Consider the following 16,582-nt stretch of genomic DNA (forward strand, 5'->3'; position numbering starts at 1 on the left):
TGTGGGACAATGTAGCCGTATTCATAGAGGCATGCCCTTCTTGCCTTCCTTCTTCACCCATTCCTGAATCTTGACCAGCTCAATGTACAATTTGCGCAACTTCTGCTCATATTCCTTTCGCTTGAGCTTCGGAGCTTCAGTCTCCTCGCGCCTACGGCTTTTGTGAGCTACGTTGTTCATGCTCGCGGTCCCCCCAGCCCGTCAGCGCTTTACATCGTCCCAAGTAAGGAAAAAGCCAATGTCCCCGGGAAGGCCCTGCGGCCAATCCACGATGATTGCCTTCAGGCCGTAGCCTTGCGGCTTCAGGTGGTCGCGCCAGAACTCGAAGGCTTGAAGAGGTCTCCCAACCAGGGTGCTCGGCCATTCCTTTTCCAGATTATTGAGCGCGCGGCCTTTGTCCGTGCATAATGCATTCGGAAACCGCATGACCAGAACTTCCTTGTCGCCTCTTACCGCAGCGGACTTTAGTTGGCCGAGCACTCGCCGCTTCACCTCGGCAATCTTTTCCGGCGTAACTGCGACTGGTTGCGTCAATGACCTGATGAGCTCTGCGCGCGCCTTCTCCGCCTGACCCGAGCCGACATCTTTCGAAGCCTTGGCCATCTCGGTTTGCGTTACATAATCGCGCAGTGCTGCAGCCGACATGAAGCTTTCGTCTCCAAGCTCCCGTGCGGATTCCGAGCTACGCTGTTCGATCGTTGACCGGGACATGTCTAACTCCTTAACCATTAAGGACCAGGATGACGTTGAGGTCCTGCATGCGTGTTTGCTAGCTTACAGTTACTCGGGCTTGAGCGGTGCTTAAGCTCAAATCGCCAGTATATATTAAGCCGCATTCCGCTTGACTGACTATGCAGAATTCGGTCGCCCGATGAGCTAAATTAGCTGAGCTATGCGGGATTTTGGGTGACAGGGCGATCAGGCGGCGTGGTTTGCCGGCACGTGGATGACCTCGATACCGTCGTTAAATCTGACACCTGCGATCACCTTCGGCAACTGATTTGTGCCTTTGCTGCGCATTTCGCAAAAAGGGACGGCGGTTTCGCAAATTGCAGGACAGCAGTTTCGCTAAATCGCGGACAGCTTGGCGGTGCTGGTTCTCGGTTGCCTGATTGTTGAAGTCAGTCAGTATTGGTTTCGGTGTTTTCGCTCTTGGTCAAGGGGTGAGCAGCTTTTTTCTTTCGCATGCTTTCGCCTTCGAGGGTGATGCGATGGGCATTATGGATGATGCGATCGAGGATGGCGTCGGCGATGGTGGGTTCACCAATCATGTCGTGCCATTGGGCGACGGGGAGCTGGGCGGTAATCAGCGTCGATTTGCGCCGGTAGCGTTCTTCGAAGATTTCCAGCAGATCGAGGCGCTGTTGATCATTGAGGGTGTGAGTGCCCCCAGTCGTCGAGCACCAGCAGTTGCACGCGGGCGAGTTTGTCGATGAGGCGCGGGAAGCGGCCGTCGAGACGTGCCATGGCAAGATCCTCAAACAGACGCGGGACCCGCAGATAGAGGACGGAATGATCGAGCCTGGCGGCCTGACGCCCGAAGGCACAGGCCAGCCAGGTTTTGCCAGTCCCGGTCTGGCCGGTGAGGATGAGGTTCTCGTGGGCTTTCAGCCAGGCGCCTTGCGCCAGCTGCAGGGTGTTGCGCCGGTCAAGGCCGCGACGGGACGCGAAGTCGATATCTTCGATGCAGGCATCGACGAAGCGCAGCTTCGCTGCGGCCAGCCGATTGGTCAGCCGCCGGTCGGCGCGCATGGCGGCTTCGCGATCGAGCATCAGGCCAAGCCATTCATCGCGACCGAGATCGCCGGCGTTGCCCTTGTCGCGCGGCTTGCGGCTGCGGGTCGGCAGGATCGTCGTGTCGTAATGCTCCGCCATGGCGGCAAAGGTTTGATCGAGCGTCGGCTCGAACCACAAGGCCTTGGCCACGGCCGCTTTCAGATTGTCACAGACAACCGCCTTGGGAACGCCGCCGATGTACGCCAGCGCCTGGGTCTGGCCTTCGATCCAGTCTGGAAGTCGCTGACCGAAGCTCGCCATTGCGAAGGTCAGCGACGAGGCCCCAAGCACCGCGACAAAAATCTGGGCCTGACGGACCTCGCCGGTTTGCGGATCGACCACCTCCACCGTCGGGCCGGCATAATCGGTCTGCAGCACGGCGCCAGCGGCATGGCGGTGACGGAAGGTCGGATGCGCACGGCGCTGCCAGGCGGCAAATCTCTCGCAGAACCAAGTGTAGCCGTAGCCTTCAGGATGCGCCGTCCGGTATTCCTGCCACAGCAGTGTCAGCGTCACGCCCTTGCGCTTGAGTTCCTGCGCCACCCGCGCCCAGTCCGGTTCGCCCAGGTCCTGCGGGGGCCGCCCGACACGCCGGAACAGCGCTCGCCGCAACGCCGCCTCGTCCACGTAGATCGGCGGCAGCGGCCAGATCAATCCGGCTTCGCGCGCCCGAAGCAGATAAGTGGCAACCGAGGTCTTGCTGATCTGCAGCCGCTCCGAGATCGCTCGGACCGACAACCCTTGTTCATAGGTCAACCGCAGGATCGATCGCAGGTCCTTCACCGTGGTTCGTCTCGCTTGCTTCCGTCTCGGCATCGCCCCTCTCAAACTCAGCTTGAGAGGGAACATTGCCCGAACGGCGCTCCCGAAAACCAACCTCCGCAACTGTCCGCGATTTAGCGGAATCCCTGTCCCGCAATTACTGAAATCACTGTCCGCAAATTACCGAAATCGCTGTCCCCTAATTACTGAAACACGCACCTTTGAGCCGCCGCCAGGTTTTTGATGCGGCGATCACCAGCTTGAACACCATCAGCCTGGCGGTCGTCGACGAGAGCGATGCTTTCGTCCGCACCGTCCTGTGTCGCACGGTCGCGAACACGCTTTCGATGGGGTTAGTCGTGCGCAGATGATCCCAATGCTCGGCAGGAAAGTCGTAGAAGGCCCGCAGCGCGTCGCGGTTCTTGGCGAGGCACTCGACCGCCCGGCCGTACTTGGCGCGGTATTTCTCGGCGAAGACGTCGATCGCCACTTCGGCGGCCGCCCGGCTCGGCGCCCGGTAAACCTCGCGCAGATCCCTCTTCATGTTGGCCTGCACCGAGAGCGGGACCTTGTCCAGGACGTTGACGGTCTTGTGCACCCAGCAGCGCTGGTGCCGCGTGCCGGGAAAGATCTCGTCAAGCGCCTTCCAGAAGCCGGGCTGGCCGATCTACTGCCGTGGAACTGGAAGGCGCAATCTGCAAGACTGGCGGCATGAGCCACGCCGATCGCATCCCCCGCATCACTCACAGCCGGTTCCTAACAGACTCTAGACTAAGAGATGGAGAACTTGTAACTAAGGCATCGCGACCATCCGCTGCATGTTTTGAGCCGACGGCGCAGCACCGATTCTGCCTTGCTCGGTTGGGAGTATTGTCAGTGACCGCTCAACACGAGCGTCTTTACCGGCAGGAGCAGCGCCTGAATCCGCAGCAGTAGCGCATGCACCAATCCGACGCCGTCGATAACATGAAGGACGATTCTCCGTCCCGTGCTGGTGTCCTTTGCGACAATCTCATCGTGATTGCTGGTGTAGGCATTGACGATGCAGCTGCTGCCTGCCGTCACCCCCGCGAGCCCGCCCTGATAAAGAGGCTCTAGATGAACAAGGATAGTACCGGGTCTCGCAACATTCTGCGCTTCGACCAATTGTTCCCCGCCACGAAACTGGCCGGCCGCGATGTAATTTTGAACCGTAGTCACCACCATCGGGATTATCACCCATGGCTTTGAGATGCAGGTCGCTTCCGCCACCATTCCCACTTTCATGACCTGTGCCTCAATCTGACCGAACCCGGCCTGCAACGCCCGCTGGCCCGCGCCTTCCGGAATGAGAACTCCTGCCGGTCGCATAAGTGGATTGACGACATCGCCTTCGCGCAGAAAAAATTGCTCGACCCGTCCGGAAGTACCAGCGCGAACGAAGGTCTTATCCAGATCCACCTGTGCCTGTGCCAACGCCGCCTCGGCGCTGGCCTTTTCGGCGGGCAAGAGCGTCGAAACCCGGGTAAGCAAGGATTGTTTACCCGCCAATGCAGCGTCTATGCTTGCTTGGCGTTGGTTTACGACCACTTGCAGCTTTTCAATGTCGCGTTGCGGCACTATGCCGGGATTACGACGCTGCAGCTCGCTCTTCACGTTCAATTCGTCCTTGGCTTGCTGATAAGCGGCCGTTGCCTCTTGGACCTGGGCCTCCGCCTTCGTAACGTCGACCTCCGCTGACACGATTGCAGCGTCGACTTCAGCGATCTTCCGCTTGGCCGTTTCCAGTGCGGCCTCCTGCTTCGAGCTATCCAGCCTGAAGATTAGATCTCCCTGGGAGACCGGCACACTTCCATGGGAAGCCAGCACACTGAAGTCCGTACCGACTTCCGCCACCCGTCCTGGGATCTCGGGTAGAATCGACACTGTGCGAAAGTATAGCGTGGCTGAGGTCGTCGACGGATGAAAATAGAAGATCATCGTTATGAGCGAGATCGTAAGCAGCAGGCATCCGGTGATACCCCATCTGAGCTCGTACCAAACCGAGTAAAACGTAATCTCCCTTCCCATCCGCTTGTTCTGAACATAACGGCGATAGAGATAATCGGGAACGAGGGTCACAAGGGAGCAAATGATGAGTTCAAACATGACTGCTCATAGGCTGCTCTGCGCCATTCTCACTCTTCTTCTCAGAAAGATCATCCGTGATTGGAGTTAAGGCATCGGCGGGTGGAATTACCGCCGACGTGGCTTCCTGCTCGGATTCAACAACTGCATTCGACTGAGTGTCAGCTATCTTTTCGACCGAGCCAGCAATTCTGCGCAACGGCGTACCGAAATCAGGGATATCGATCATGGCCAGCAGTAATCCAGCCACCCAGAACAAGTGAATGTGCGTAAAAAGCGCCAGCAGGCCCAGCACAGCTACGATCTCGAATTGCAGCTTTTCCGACTTATGCGCCATACGCTCCGGCAAACTGTGCAGCCGCAAATATAGCGTACCGACGCCGACCAGGATGGCAACCAGAAAGATGCCCATCACAACCAACGAGATATCCGTGCCGTCTCCGGGAGCGAGATAGAAGGGCAGATGGTGCGGGGCCATCGGATGCATCTTCTCGTTCAACTTTCCCCCCTCTAACGGGCGGCCCTTCGGAGGCCGCTTCTATTGCGACATCCGGACGGCGAGTTCTGCTCTGCTGCGCAATGGAGCCGCCAAAGATAGCGAAAACTGCTAATATTAGCCATCTCGTTTTGAGTGTGATTTTGTTGAATTTTCCCGGAAGGCGCGTCTCAGAGCCCAAGCCACAGCCAAGAGCATCGAGCTCATAACGCGTCACGGCAAGCGGTCGCGCCCGCATACTATACCCTCTCGCGCCGCGCGGCAGTCGTTTCGTCTTTTACCGGCTCGGCCGCCACTGTCGCGCGCACTGCGCCATGCGGGAGCTGCAGCACCGTGGCTCTCTGGCCTTCCGCCAGACGGGTGAGCAAAATGATCTTCGCCGTTTGCGAATTCGAGCGCGTCGTGGTGCACCATCTCGCTATTTCCACCCGAAATTCCAGCTAAAGCATTGAATAGAAAGGCAAATTCTGGAGTTCCATACATGCCATTTTGGTCGTATCTGAGAGGCTTCAAGAAGGCCAATCTCAACACCGTCTGGCGTAAAATAAAGTCTCAATTTTTGTATATATTCCAATGGTTTGACAGGAATCGCAGGGCGAGTTCCATACATTCCTCCAGCCGTCCGCTTGGCGGCACCGTATTTTCAAGCCGCTCGGACAGCACGAGCTTTTCACGCTCCAGCTTGTCGATGCGCGCCTCATAAGCGCCGACCACAGTGGCGCTGGACGCATCGCCGGCTTCGGTCGCTGGGCCGCGCCGACAGCATCCGCCTCATCGATAATGGTCAATAACTGATCTTGAACCGGTTGCGGATTTCGAGGCTTTCCGAAATCGAGATCATTCGTAAGCGCTTTCTCAATATCCAATATCAGCTTGATATCCCAAAATTGCCTTCGCGAGCACGTCTGCATTGCTACAGGGCGGTTCCTTAACAGCAACCGGCTAACTAAAGACCCAGGCCGAGATTCGCCTATTTTAGCGGAGTTAGCTACGTCGCAAACGATGCGCTCGGCCTCGCGACGGCTTTCGCAGACCAAGAGGTCTTTTTTCGGCCCGCACGACATACTGCTCTCCGGTCTTGTGGATCGAGTATTGCTGCATCGTGATTGGAGCCGCAGATTCGTGACGAAGCTTGACCTGAGGTCGATCAAGCTCAAGCTTCCACCGTCTCAACTTCCGCCGAACCCTTTATGGCGAGCTTGCGCCTCATCTCCTGGATAGCAGCCATTTCAAGGGAGCGGTTGTACTGATCGGTAGCGAGTTGGACGAGTGAATGAGTGAGGAAAGCCATTCTGGCCTGATCGATCGACATGAGGAGGCTCCAAAATATGACGCTGGTCACTCCATATGGTGTCAACGTATGTCTGCCAGTGGCCCGAAAGGTTCAATACGGCTTAAGCGAAACTTGCGAGGCGGGCTGGGCGATGAAGCCGCCGCCGGCGAGATCATTGACAAGTGTCTGGTTGATCGGCGTGCCATCGAACTGAAAGTCAGCGATGTCCTTGGCGAGGGGAAGCTTGGCGATGGTGAGCTGGTACTTGATCGATCTCGCCTGCTTCTCGCTGATCTCGGCCGTGAGCAAGTCGCCGACGATGCGCTGAGGTTCATGCTGGCGCTTGATGGCGCTCACCATGATGTCGTCGAAGGCGGCCTTCATGCCGTAGAGCTTGAGCACACCCATGAGATCGAAGATTTGGGCTCGTTCCATCAGTTGGTCCTCCGGAGGTTGTCGTAGCGGGCACAATCAGCGATCGGCGCATGGCGCAGCGTCAGTGCAGCCGGCGTCATGATGTTGGCTGGTGGCGCCGGCTCACGTTGCCGAGCCAGGATGTTGAGCACGACATCAGCGGAATGGACGCCGTGAGCAACCGCTTCGGCGCAGGCGGCCTCAACTGCCGGCAGACCGTCTGTCAGCACGGCGTTGAGGATGTTAAGGGCGGCGAACAGCGTGGTGGTACCGTGACGTGTAGTCGTGGGTCATCGTGCCGGCACGGCCCGGCTTCATCGGCAACCCTGGCTGGGTGCGGTCGAGCGCCTGAATCTGGCTCTTTTCGTCGACCGAGAGGACGACCGCATGGGCGGGAGGATCGACGTAGAGACCGACGACGTCTTTGAGTTTCGCCTAGTGGTCCTTTTACGAGATGCGCCTATGCTTCCGCCATGACACGACGACGCTGGATCATTACCATCGCTGCGATCATTTTCGTGATCGCAGCCGTGCCGACTATTCTGCATTTCGCTCTGCATTCTTGGCGTATGCGGTAGATCGCCAATCTCATGAACGGACCTCCACCCAACTATGAGGGTCTTCCATCCAACGGTCCGTTGATGGTCCTTCGCAAGCAAGCCAGTCAAGCGGAGCGCGCCCGCAATTATCAGCGCGCCGTTGATCTCTATACCCAAGGGCTAGAGAGCGGTTCATATGACGTCAAGGTTTATCGCGACTTGTTGCGCCAACGCGCCTTTGCGTACGAGGACCTATCATCGTGCGGCATCCCGCAAGCTGGAAGGATCATCTTACCGCGCACATCTTGCGGATCGCGCGCAGCGCTCCCTTTTGCTTTTCAGCTAGTGGTTTGATTCATTTGGACGATTCCCAAATCGACCGAAGCAGTTCAAGCTTTCGGCATGAGAGCAGGCATTGTTATAAAAGTCACCCGGGCGGACCGTCATCGGCTTGAAGCGATCGTCTCGGATCGCAGCGCGCCTCAGAAACATGTGTGGCGGGCCAACATTATTCTTGCCACCGCTGACGGCTGTGGCACCGCCGAGATCATGCGCCGCTCGGGCAAATCGAAGCCGGTGGTGTGGCGATGGCAGGCGCGGTTCATGGCGGATGGCGTCGTAGGGCTGACGCGCGACAAGACGCGCAAGCCCGGGAAACCACCGCTGCCGACCGGCACCGTGCAGAGAGTGGTAGACTAGGCGCTCGGGCCTGCGCCGGGAGAAACAACCCACTGGACCGGCCGAATGCTGGCGAAGGCCGCAGGGGTGAGCCTGCGCTCGGTGCAGCGTATTCTTGAAGCCCACCAACTCGCGCCGCATCGTATCCGCACGTTCAAGCTGTCGAACGATCCGAAGTTCGCCGAGAAACCAAAAGACGTCGTTGGCCTCTATGTCGATCCTCCCGCCCATGCGGTCGTCCTCTCGGTCGACGAAAAGAGCCAGATTCAGGCGCTCGACCGCACCCAGCCAGGGTTGCCGATGAAGCCGGGCCGGGCCGGTACGATGACCCACGACTACAAACGTCACGGCACCACCACGCTGTTCGCCGCCCTCAACATTCTCGACGGCACCGTCATCGGCCGCAACATGCAGCGCCATCGTCACCAGGAGTTCATTCGCTTTCTCAATACGATCGAGGAGCAGGTCCCGGCAGGGAAAGTAATCCACGCCATCATCGACAACTATGCAACCCACAAGCATCCGAAGGTGCGCCAATGGCTGGCACGCCATTCCCGCTGGACGTTCCACTTCACCCCGACCTCTGCATCCTGGCTCAATGCGGTCGAAGGCTTCTTCGCCAAGCTCACGCGCCGTCGCCTCAAGAGAGGCGTGTTCCGATCCGTCGTTGAACTGCAAGTCGCCATCAACCGCTTTGTCGCTGACACAAACGCCAATCCCAAACCCTTCGTCTGGACCGCCGACCCAAAGCGCGTCCTGGCCGCTGTCAAACGCGGGAAGCAAGCGTTAGAGTCGCTCCACTAGCGGTCTTTCAAGGACTAAACTGGGAAGCAAACTGACTTCAACGCTGATTTTTGGAGATTGACGACGGATTGCGATGCGCTTCGGAATGGCCGGTTGGAATCCGCGGGATGCCCAAATCGCATTCGAGCGCATGCCGATCCCGCCCGGCAAGATCCGCCGCCGCTTCATACGTCGATTGCAGGAAACTGGTGAGATACTCCTGAGGATCGGCGCTGGTCCGCACCGCCTCATAAGGCAGCAGGAACTCTCCAAGCTTTTGGTCGAAGCGGGCCGCCGCCAGCTCGACGGAGCGGCCGGCGAAGCCGTCCGGCACCGGATAAGCGTAAGAGTAGAACATCGCGTCATCCACCCCGGCGCCACCGGGCCAGAACCCGGCCGAGGAGACTTCGTGGCTGTAGGCTTCCTGCGTAATGGAATCAGGAAGCGCGGGCACCCCGCCGGGATGGAGCGGCGCTTTGCGGCCTGAGAACCGCGTCACAGCCAGATCGAACGAGCCCCAAAACAAGTGCACCGGCGAGACTTTGCCAAGATAGCCGGTGCGGAAGCGTGCAAACACGCGGTCGATCTGCACCAGCGCCTGATGGAACCGCTCGACCGCCTCACGCTCGTAGGGCCGCGACGCGGTATCCTGCGCGAACGGTGTTGCATCGGGGATTTCATTCGGAGCGCCATGAATATCCATCCGCCCGCCAAGCCGTTCGACCAGCGTGGTCGTCCGATTCAGGAAGTCGGCCACGCTCATCGCCTCCAGCGGAAAGCTCTCACGCATGTCGGCCGTTTCGCCGATCAGTGCATGGTCGTGGAAGTCAAAGGTCAGGGTGATGGCGGACTTGCCGTCGGGCACCACGCCCGTCGTTAGACCGCGCGGCGTCACATAGAGCGTGGCGTGCCAGGAGTGATTGACCCAAGGTGTGTGCGCGAGCCGGTACTTGCCGACAATCTGCGTCCACAAATGGAGCGCGGAGCACGTTTCGACCCCATCGCCATAAGGCAAGGCCGGCCAATCCCTATTTTCCTCGCTCATCCAATCGGCTCCATGGCCTGCCGCGCGAGGGCTTGTTTCACACCATCGTCCGCTTCCATACGCGCGCGGTACGCTTTCAGCGCCGGATAATCGCCGATCGACAGCGGCGTCTTCTCGATCCAGCGCGTCAGGACATAAAGAAAAGTGTCGGCGAAGGAACGCTGGCCGAGATACCACTCGCCGCCATTCTCGCTCAGCACGCTGTTCAAGCGCTTGTAGTGGTCGGCGAGTTTCTCATAGGTCTTGCGCTTGACCTCGTCCTGTGCCGCCGCGCTCTCGGCGAATTTCTGGGTGTTGAAGTGGCCGCCATACGTCGCGTGGACTTCCGAAGTCATATAAGCGAGCGCCTCGGCTTCCTTACGGCCGAGCCGGCTACTGGGAGCGTAGCTCTCTTTACTATAGGTCGCGCCGAGCCAGGCGAGGATCGCCGCCGCCTCGGTCAGCACGTCATTGTCTTCAAAGCGCAGCGCCGGAACCTGCCCGCGAGGATTGATGGCGAGATAGTAGTCCTTCTTCTGGTCGCCATAAGGGATATTATGGATTTCGACCGGAGCATTGAGCCACGCGACGGCGATGTTCGGCGAAAGCGAGCAAGTGCCGGGCATCGTGTAGAGAGTCGGCATCTGGTATTCTCCTTCGGTGCTTGTGTTCTGGATGCGCGGGCTATGCCGTATGCCAGAGTCCAAAAAACAGACGAGGCATGACTGCGCGGTTACGCTAACGCCGTCAGAAATTCAGCGATCTCTTAAGTTAAGCACCGTATCCATGTGAAAGAAAGGCGATCACAGGCCTGCTCCCACCGGATGTTCGACATTGGTATCGTTGAGATCCTTGCAGAAAGAACTGGCATTCTCGGGCGAAACGAGCATTGCTGTGGCGTGAGATGACCCTTGGATCGGCCCCGCAGCGCAACATCGCTGACGGGGCCTCGGGTGGTGCGACGCTGACGTCGCATCATTTTTGGAGGGTCCCATGCAGAAGTTATCCCGCAATCGGAAGCCACCATCGACCCGCCGCGGACGCGGTGAAGCCCTCACCACGACGAAGACAGCAGGGACAGCACCTCGTCCTGTGAGAGTGTCGACGAAACGACGTCCAACGCATCCTTCAAACCCGGCTCTAGCGGGCAGCGTGGTCAGCGCAGCTTCTGAAGCCAACAAACCGGCGAACAAGCAAACAAAACTACTCGATCTTCTGAGGTGCCCGGCTGGTGCGACCATTGCCGCGCACTCAAACGCCTCCGGTTGGCAGCAGCATTCCGTGCGTGGATTCTTGGCCGGCGTGGTCCGCAAGAAGCTCAGGCTCGAGGTGGTTTCAGCCGTTGAAACAGATCAGCGCATTTACCGCGTCATTGCAGCGAAGCAGGCCTGACGATGGGCCGAGCGTCGAAGAACAGATTCGCCCGCGCGGGTGATCTCCAGAGCCAACAGCATCGAACTCGTGGTCGTCGCTCAAGCTGGTCCGCGCTGGCGCATCTTCCGAAGCATCTCCAGACAGCCATCGTAAGCTATCGGCGGCAGGCGGATCAGTCGGGCGACCTCGATCCGGCGATACGCCAGTTCCTTGATCGGATCGGCGAGAAGGAGACGCTGGAATCCATCATGGCCAAGTTGGTAGCCTTAGACCGCGGACAGGTCGAGCTGAAGGCCGGCACTATCCTGTCCCGTGAATGGAACGGCATCACCCAGCGGGCGATCGTGGTTGACGATGGCTTCCTGTGGGAGGGGACACGGTACGACAGCCTTTCGGCAATCGCCTTCGCCATCACCGGTACCCGCTGGAGCGGCCCCCGCTTCTTTGGGCTGCGGGATAACACGGCCGGTGGGGAGGACGGGCCGTGAGGGCGGGAAAAGCGTTGGCCCGAGAGATCGTCCGGTGCGCGATCTATACCAGGGTTTCGACCGACAACGGCCTCGACCAGGAGTTCAACTCGCTCGATGCCCAATATGAGGCTTCCAGCGCCTATATCAAAAGCCAAGCCCATGCCGGTTGGATGCAGGCCAAGACCCGTTATGACGATGGCGGCTTCTCCGGAGGATCAACCGACCGACCGGCACTGCAGAGCCTGCTGGAGGATATCCGGGCCCGCAAGATCGACGTCATTGTGGTCTACAAGGTCGATCGTCTGACCCGCTCGCTCGCCGACTTCGCCAAACTGGTCGAGCTGTTCGATGCCCATCGGGTGTCGTTTGTCTCGGTGACCCAGCAGTTCAATACCACAACGTCCATGGGACGCCTGACCCTCAACGTTCTCTTGTCCTTTGCCCAGTTCGAGCGGGAGGTCACCTCGGAGCGCATCCGGGACAAGGTTGCGGCCTCCAAGAAGAAGGGCATCTGGGTCGGTGGTCCCCTCCCCCTCGGCTACGTCATGGAGAACGGCAAGGTGGCCGTCGTCGAAGAAGAAGCCGCGCGGGTTCGTCACATCTTTGGCCGCTACCTTGAACTTAGCAGTGTCCGTGCCCTGATGCGAGATCTTAAGGACCGCAACATCGTCAGCAGGCGGCGCCAACTCAAGACCGGAGCAATTCGAGGCGGAGTTGCGTTCGGCTGCGGCGCCTTATTCCATCTGCTGCGCAATCGCTTCTACATTGGCGAGGTCAACTACAAGGGCCAGATCTACCCCGGCGAACAACAACCTATCCTTGATCGCAACCTGTTCGATCGTGTCCAGACGATGCTCACGGATCAGCGCAGTCATCAGACCAGAACCCGGACCTCCTTCAGCCATCTCCTAACCGGCCTGATGTTTGACGGCGCCGGCCATCGTATGGCGCCGACCCAGGCCCAGAAGAAGGGCCGGCACTACAGCTACTATGTCTCGCGGCCTCTTCTGTTTGGAAATGCAGCTACAGCCGCAGTTGGTTCGGTGTCTCGAGTGCCCGCCCCTGACATTGACGATCAGGTTCGCAAGGTTGTCCTGGAGTCGAGGCACCGGAAGCTCAAAGTGAACGGTCCCATTGACAACGCATTCGCACGCTCGCTGATCGAACGGATCGAGGTTCAGCAAAACCGCCTCGTCGTGCAGCTGAAGCAGGATCCGGACAATCCCGCCGAAGAAGACCGCTCCACCATCGTCATCCCCTGGACCAAGCCACCCTCCAAACGAGCGCGGTCCATCCTGCGCCCGACCTCCGCAAAAGTTCCGCTCCGCCCGATCAAGCTGGAGCGACGCACCACGCTGGTCGCAGCGATCGCCCGCGGCCGGCGCTGGCTCGACGAACTCATCACCGATTCAGCGACAGATGCCCAAGCCATCGCGACGCGCGAACGCTGCAGCCTGCGACACGTCAATATGACACTGTCGTTGGCCTTCCTCTCTCCCGCCCTCACCAAGGCCGCCGTTGAAGGCCGGTTGCCACGCGGCGTCGGTCTCGAACAATTGCGCGAGCTCCCGCTTGAATGGGATCGTCAGTTCGAAACGCTCCGTCTCAATCCGATCTGACCAGCGACACCGTCCTTTTGGTCTTGCCTTTCCAAGTCGCGGCGGAAGCATTTTTGGCATTTCTCCCAAGGCACGTTTCAAGAAGAGGGCAGACCACCGCCGTGCAAACCGTTCAGAAAGTAGCATGACGCCGGTTATGTCCCGCTGAACCCATTGGTTGCAGCGGCCGGACTGGCTGCCACCCAGTCAGCGAACCGGTCTCTGCCGCTCGGCCAGGAACGGGAATTTTCGATGCAGAGACGGAGCGCCCTTTGGCGATATTTCTGGGACCAGAGACGCGCGCAGAGACTCAACGGATCACCAAAACCCCGCAATTTGCGCGACAAATTGACGGATACGCTACCGAGTCCGATCCCTACGAACTGGGTGGTGGCGGACGCAGTCAGATGCGAACGAGTCTCCAAGGGCCATAACAGGGAATTTCTTGCAAATTGCAGGTCAAAACAGGCTTATGATCGGCTTACAGTCACGACCCGATTGGAATTCTCCTGTGAATTCCGTTTGATGCGCTGTAGTCTAAGCACTTTCCTGTTATTCTGCATAACAGGCGTTAATTACGGGCAAACAGGCAATTTGAAAGCAGCATCAGGCATTTGAAAGCTCCGAACAGGCAGCGGTCCGGAGCGGAATCGCGCATAGCTTGAGCAGCGACACGCCTGTTGCGGTCAAACCTTGGAAAACCGAGCATGCTCCCATTGGTCACGTCCAGTGCTGGGTCCTCCTCGCCATGAACGATCCAGTCTCTGTCGCACCCTCGTCGCGGCTGGCCGTCGTTTACCGGCCAGTGAACGATCTCACTCCCGATCCCCGCAATGCCCGCACCCATCCGAAGCGCCAAATCGACCAGCTTCGGGCCTCCATCAAGGAATTCGGCTTCACCAATCCGATACTCATTGACCCCGAAGGCCACATCATCGCGGGCCATGGCCGACTTCAGGCAGCTCGCGCCATGGGGATTGCGGAGGTCCCGACGATCGCCCTGTCCGGCTTATCCGAGCCTCAGAAGCGCGCGCTACGAATCGCCGACAACAAGATCGCCCTCAATGCAGGCTGGGATCTGGAAATCCTGCAGCAGGAACTGGGCGAGCTCGCTTCGATCGATGTCGATATTGATCCCACACTGACCGGCTTCTCGACCGGCGAGATCGACGTTATCATCGCGTCCGCTCCCGATCCGGATGACGAGGTGATCCCTCCGGTTTTGGCGACGCCAAGAACCAAGCTGGGCGATATCTGGATTCTCGGCGAGCATCGGGTAGGATGCGGCGACAGCCGCGATGCCGAATTCTTGCAGCGGGTCATCGGCGACAGAAAGCGCGTCGATGCGGCTTTCCTCGATCCTCCCTACAATGTGCGGATCGGGGGACATGCAGTGTCCGCCGGGAGTCATCGCGAGTTCGCGATGGCTTCCGGCGAGATGAACGAAGCCGAGTTCCGGTCCTTCCTGGCTGATACGCTGGGCGCCGCCGCGTCTGTCTCACGCGACGGCGCGGTCCACTTCGTCTGCATGGACTGGCGGCACATGGACAGCGTCTCGGCGGTCGGCGCCACCGTCTATGGCGCGTGTCTAAACCTCTGCGTCTGGAACAAGTCCAATGCAGGGATGGGATCGCTTTACCGATCCAAGCATGAACTGGTTTTCGTCTATCGCGTGGGAATGGCCCCCCATCTCAATATGGTCGAACTCGGCAAACACGGCCGCAACCGCACCAATGTGTGGGATTACGCCTCGGTAAACTCCATGCGGGGCAGCCGACGGGAGGATCTTGCCCTCCATCCGACGGTCAAGCCGACAGGGCTTGTTGCCGACGCCCTCAAGGATGTCACGCGCCACGGCGATCTCGTGCTTGATCTTTTTCTCGGCTCTGGAACGACGCTCATCGCCGCCGAGCGAACCGGGCGGTGCTTTCGTGGGCTCGACATCGATCCGGCCTATGTCGATGTTGCGATCGAACGCTGGTCAGCGCGGACGGGCCTCGCGCCGCGTCTGGAGAAGCCTGCATCATGAACAAGAAGTCATCCTCCCGGAAATCTCCGAATCCCGGCTGGTTTCCGAAGGGGCGCAGCGGCAATCTCAAAGGTCGCCCAACCTCCTCTCGGTCAAAGGCCTCGGCGTTCGAGGTCTTGATAGAAAAGACCCTCACAGTAGACGGCCAAGGGGGCACCCGCGAGATCACCGTGGAGGAAGCACTTCAGCAGCGGACCTATCAGGATGCTCTGGCTGGCAAACGCATGGCCATGCGCGAGGTCGTGAAATGGATCATCAAGCGCGAGGCTTGGCTGGAAAAGAACGCGCCAAGGCCTTCCCGGCAGGTGATCTGGCGTGACACTGCGCACGACCCCGACAATGCGGATGCCGCCCTGCTGCTTCTCGAAATCGCCGCGCACAACCCCGAGCGCGCTGAGATTTGCGGCCGCGCACAGCTTCTCCTCGAGCCATGGGCTGTTCAGGCGGCGCTGCGCCGCAGGCGGGGTGGCCAACGCCTGACCGACAAGGAGTGTGATGAGATCCGACGCTGCACGCGCGATCCAAAAAGTCTGCGCTGGCCGCGGGGGACCGGCGAATGACGTCAGGCGATCCATCGGATGACACGGAGGAGAATTTTGTCGGGTATCGCCGACCGCCGCGGACCACGCGCTTTGCCAAAGGCAAGAGTGGCAATCCGGCAGGCCGTCCCCGCGGCCGCCACCGGGAAGCTCCCTATCAGAGCGTGCTAGGCCGAATGGTGACCATCCGGGAGGGTGGAACCACGCGCCGTGTCACGGCGGCCGAGGCGTTTCTGCTCCAGCTCGCAAAGCGCGGGGTCGAAGGCGACGGAGCCGCAGCCCGTGCATCGCTTTCCCTCATCGAGGAATCCAGGTTTCGGCAAGTTGCCGTCGCTCCTCTGCACATCAGCTGGAAAGGCGTGGATCCCGGGAGCGTCACCTCTGCATTGGAGCCGCTGCGAATGGCCAGGACACTCGATCCATACCGCTCGACCGCGCGGATCGTCCTGGAACCATGGCTCGTCGAGGCCGCGCTTGCCCGTCTCCCGCAGCCACTCAGTCCCGCCGATCAACAGGTCATCGTGAAGGCCACCCGCACCCCGCACAAGGTGCGATGGCCAGCATGGTGGAGCGAGCACCCGTAAATTCCAAATCGAGCTTTGCTAAGATCCATCCCTTTTGCGTCAACCTGTGTCGCGACCTGATACCTTCATGTCCAGCGACTTGCAAAATCAAAATGACGTAATTCCCTTTTTCGGAGCGATTCAAGACAAGGAGCCCC

Annotated in this window: 17 protein-coding genes and 4 pseudogenes; 7 read left to right on the forward strand and 14 right to left on the reverse strand. The window is 59.4% G+C overall.

The window, feature by feature from the left end:
* Positions 1-21: 21 nt before the first annotated feature.
* From ACMYR2_RS13090 to ACMYR2_RS13145, 12 genes and pseudogenes are all read right to left on the reverse strand, one after another.
* Positions 22-180 carry a hypothetical protein gene (locus ACMYR2_RS13090; protein WP_009798053.1) on the reverse strand — a complete coding sequence of 53 codons (159 nt, stop codon included), beginning with the start codon at positions 178-180 and terminating at the stop codon, positions 22-24.
* Between the two features lie 21 nt (positions 181-201).
* The gene (locus ACMYR2_RS13095) at positions 202-711 is read right to left on the reverse strand and encodes a hypothetical protein (protein ID WP_009798052.1); all 510 of its coding nucleotides are present in this window, start codon (positions 709-711) and stop codon (positions 202-204) included.
* 410 nt (positions 712-1,121) lie between these two features.
* Positions 1,122-1,481: an ATP-binding protein gene (locus ACMYR2_RS13100; protein WP_416193058.1), complete on the reverse strand. Its 360-nt coding sequence runs from the start codon at positions 1,479-1,481 to the stop codon at positions 1,122-1,124.
* A complete protein-coding gene (istA, locus tag ACMYR2_RS13105) occupies positions 1,369-2,592 on the reverse strand; it encodes an IS21 family transposase (protein ID WP_416193059.1) in 1,224 nt (407 codons plus the stop codon). The genes ACMYR2_RS13100 and istA overlap by 113 nt, the downstream gene beginning before the upstream one ends.
* 163 nt (positions 2,593-2,755) lie before the next feature.
* Positions 2,756-3,202, reverse strand: a pseudogene (locus tag ACMYR2_RS13110) (transposase); the annotation flags it as partial.
* 209 nt (positions 3,203-3,411) lie between these two features.
* Positions 3,412-4,665 carry an HlyD family secretion protein gene (locus ACMYR2_RS13115; RefSeq protein ID WP_009798047.1) on the reverse strand — a complete coding sequence of 418 codons (1,254 nt, stop codon included), beginning with the start codon at positions 4,663-4,665 and terminating at the stop codon, positions 3,412-3,414.
* On the reverse strand, positions 4,658-5,122 hold the full coding sequence (locus tag ACMYR2_RS13120; protein WP_245256968.1) for a hypothetical protein: 465 nt from the start codon (positions 5,120-5,122) through the stop codon (positions 4,658-4,660). The genes ACMYR2_RS13115 and ACMYR2_RS13120 overlap by 8 nt, the downstream gene beginning before the upstream one ends.
* Before the next feature lie 570 nt (positions 5,123-5,692).
* A complete protein-coding gene (locus tag ACMYR2_RS13125) occupies positions 5,693-5,854 on the reverse strand; it encodes a hypothetical protein (protein WP_009798044.1) in 162 nt (53 codons plus the stop codon).
* Positions 5,855-6,293: 439 nt separating this feature from the next.
* Positions 6,294-6,452, reverse strand: coding sequence for a hypothetical protein (locus ACMYR2_RS13130; protein ID WP_416193060.1), 159 nt, complete (start codon positions 6,450-6,452; stop codon positions 6,294-6,296).
* Between the two features lie 90 nt (positions 6,453-6,542).
* Positions 6,543-6,848 (reverse strand): annotated as a pseudogene (locus ACMYR2_RS13135) (ATP-binding protein); the annotation flags it as partial.
* Positions 6,848-7,057, reverse strand: a complete 210-nt coding sequence (locus tag ACMYR2_RS13140; RefSeq protein ID WP_416194146.1) for a hypothetical protein — start codon at positions 7,055-7,057, stop codon at positions 6,848-6,850. The pseudogene ACMYR2_RS13135 and the gene ACMYR2_RS13140, both read right to left, overlap by 1 nt.
* 3 nt (positions 7,058-7,060) lie before the next feature.
* A pseudogene (locus tag ACMYR2_RS13145) lies at positions 7,061-7,262 on the reverse strand (IS630 family transposase); the annotation flags it as partial.
* Between the two features lie 506 nt (positions 7,263-7,768).
* Here ACMYR2_RS13145 and ACMYR2_RS13150 point away from each other — a divergent pair.
* Positions 7,769-8,848 (forward strand): annotated as a pseudogene (locus ACMYR2_RS13150) (IS630 family transposase).
* A gap of 37 nt (positions 8,849-8,885) precedes the next feature.
* Here the strand turns inward: ACMYR2_RS13150 and ACMYR2_RS13155 are convergent.
* Positions 8,886-9,872, reverse strand: a complete 987-nt coding sequence (locus ACMYR2_RS13155; protein WP_416193061.1) for a DUF5996 family protein — start codon at positions 9,870-9,872, stop codon at positions 8,886-8,888.
* Positions 9,869-10,495, reverse strand: a complete 627-nt coding sequence (locus ACMYR2_RS13160) for a glutathione S-transferase family protein (RefSeq protein WP_416193062.1) — start codon at positions 10,493-10,495, stop codon at positions 9,869-9,871. Before ACMYR2_RS13160 ends, ACMYR2_RS13155 begins: the two co-directional genes overlap by 4 nt.
* Positions 10,496-10,844: 349 nt before the next feature.
* On the opposite strand from ACMYR2_RS13160, the gene ACMYR2_RS13165 reads away from it, so the two are divergent.
* The 6 genes from ACMYR2_RS13165 to ACMYR2_RS13190 all read left to right on the forward strand — a co-directional run bounded on the left by ACMYR2_RS13165 (position 10,845) and on the right by ACMYR2_RS13190 (position 16,445).
* Positions 10,845-11,243 (forward strand): DUF3489 domain-containing protein, encoded by a 399-nt coding sequence (locus ACMYR2_RS13165; protein WP_416193063.1) that lies wholly within the window; start codon positions 10,845-10,847, stop codon positions 11,241-11,243.
* 2 nt (positions 11,244-11,245) lie between these two features.
* Positions 11,246-11,713 (forward strand): DUF2924 domain-containing protein, encoded by a 468-nt coding sequence (locus tag ACMYR2_RS13170; protein WP_416193064.1) that lies wholly within the window; start codon positions 11,246-11,248, stop codon positions 11,711-11,713.
* Positions 11,710-13,314 carry a recombinase family protein gene (locus ACMYR2_RS13175; RefSeq protein WP_416193065.1) on the forward strand — a complete coding sequence of 535 codons (1,605 nt, stop codon included), beginning with the start codon at positions 11,710-11,712 and terminating at the stop codon, positions 13,312-13,314. Before ACMYR2_RS13170 ends, ACMYR2_RS13175 begins: the two co-directional genes overlap by 4 nt.
* Before the next feature lie 727 nt (positions 13,315-14,041).
* Positions 14,042-15,322 (forward strand): DNA methyltransferase, encoded by a 1,281-nt coding sequence (locus ACMYR2_RS13180; protein ID WP_347265456.1) that lies wholly within the window; start codon positions 14,042-14,044, stop codon positions 15,320-15,322.
* Positions 15,319-15,882 carry a DUF5681 domain-containing protein gene (locus tag ACMYR2_RS13185; RefSeq protein ID WP_347265455.1) on the forward strand — a complete coding sequence of 188 codons (564 nt, stop codon included), beginning with the start codon at positions 15,319-15,321 and terminating at the stop codon, positions 15,880-15,882. The genes ACMYR2_RS13180 and ACMYR2_RS13185 overlap by 4 nt, the downstream gene beginning before the upstream one ends.
* Positions 15,879-16,445, forward strand: a complete 567-nt coding sequence (locus ACMYR2_RS13190) for a DUF5681 domain-containing protein (RefSeq protein ID WP_416193066.1) — start codon at positions 15,879-15,881, stop codon at positions 16,443-16,445. Before ACMYR2_RS13185 ends, ACMYR2_RS13190 begins: the two co-directional genes overlap by 4 nt.
* The last annotated feature ends 137 nt before the right edge of the window (positions 16,446-16,582 follow it).

Source organism: Nitrobacter sp. TKz-YC01, from assembly GCF_047824785.1.
In the GTDB taxonomy this organism is placed as follows: Bacteria; Pseudomonadota; Alphaproteobacteria; order Rhizobiales; family Xanthobacteraceae; genus Nitrobacter.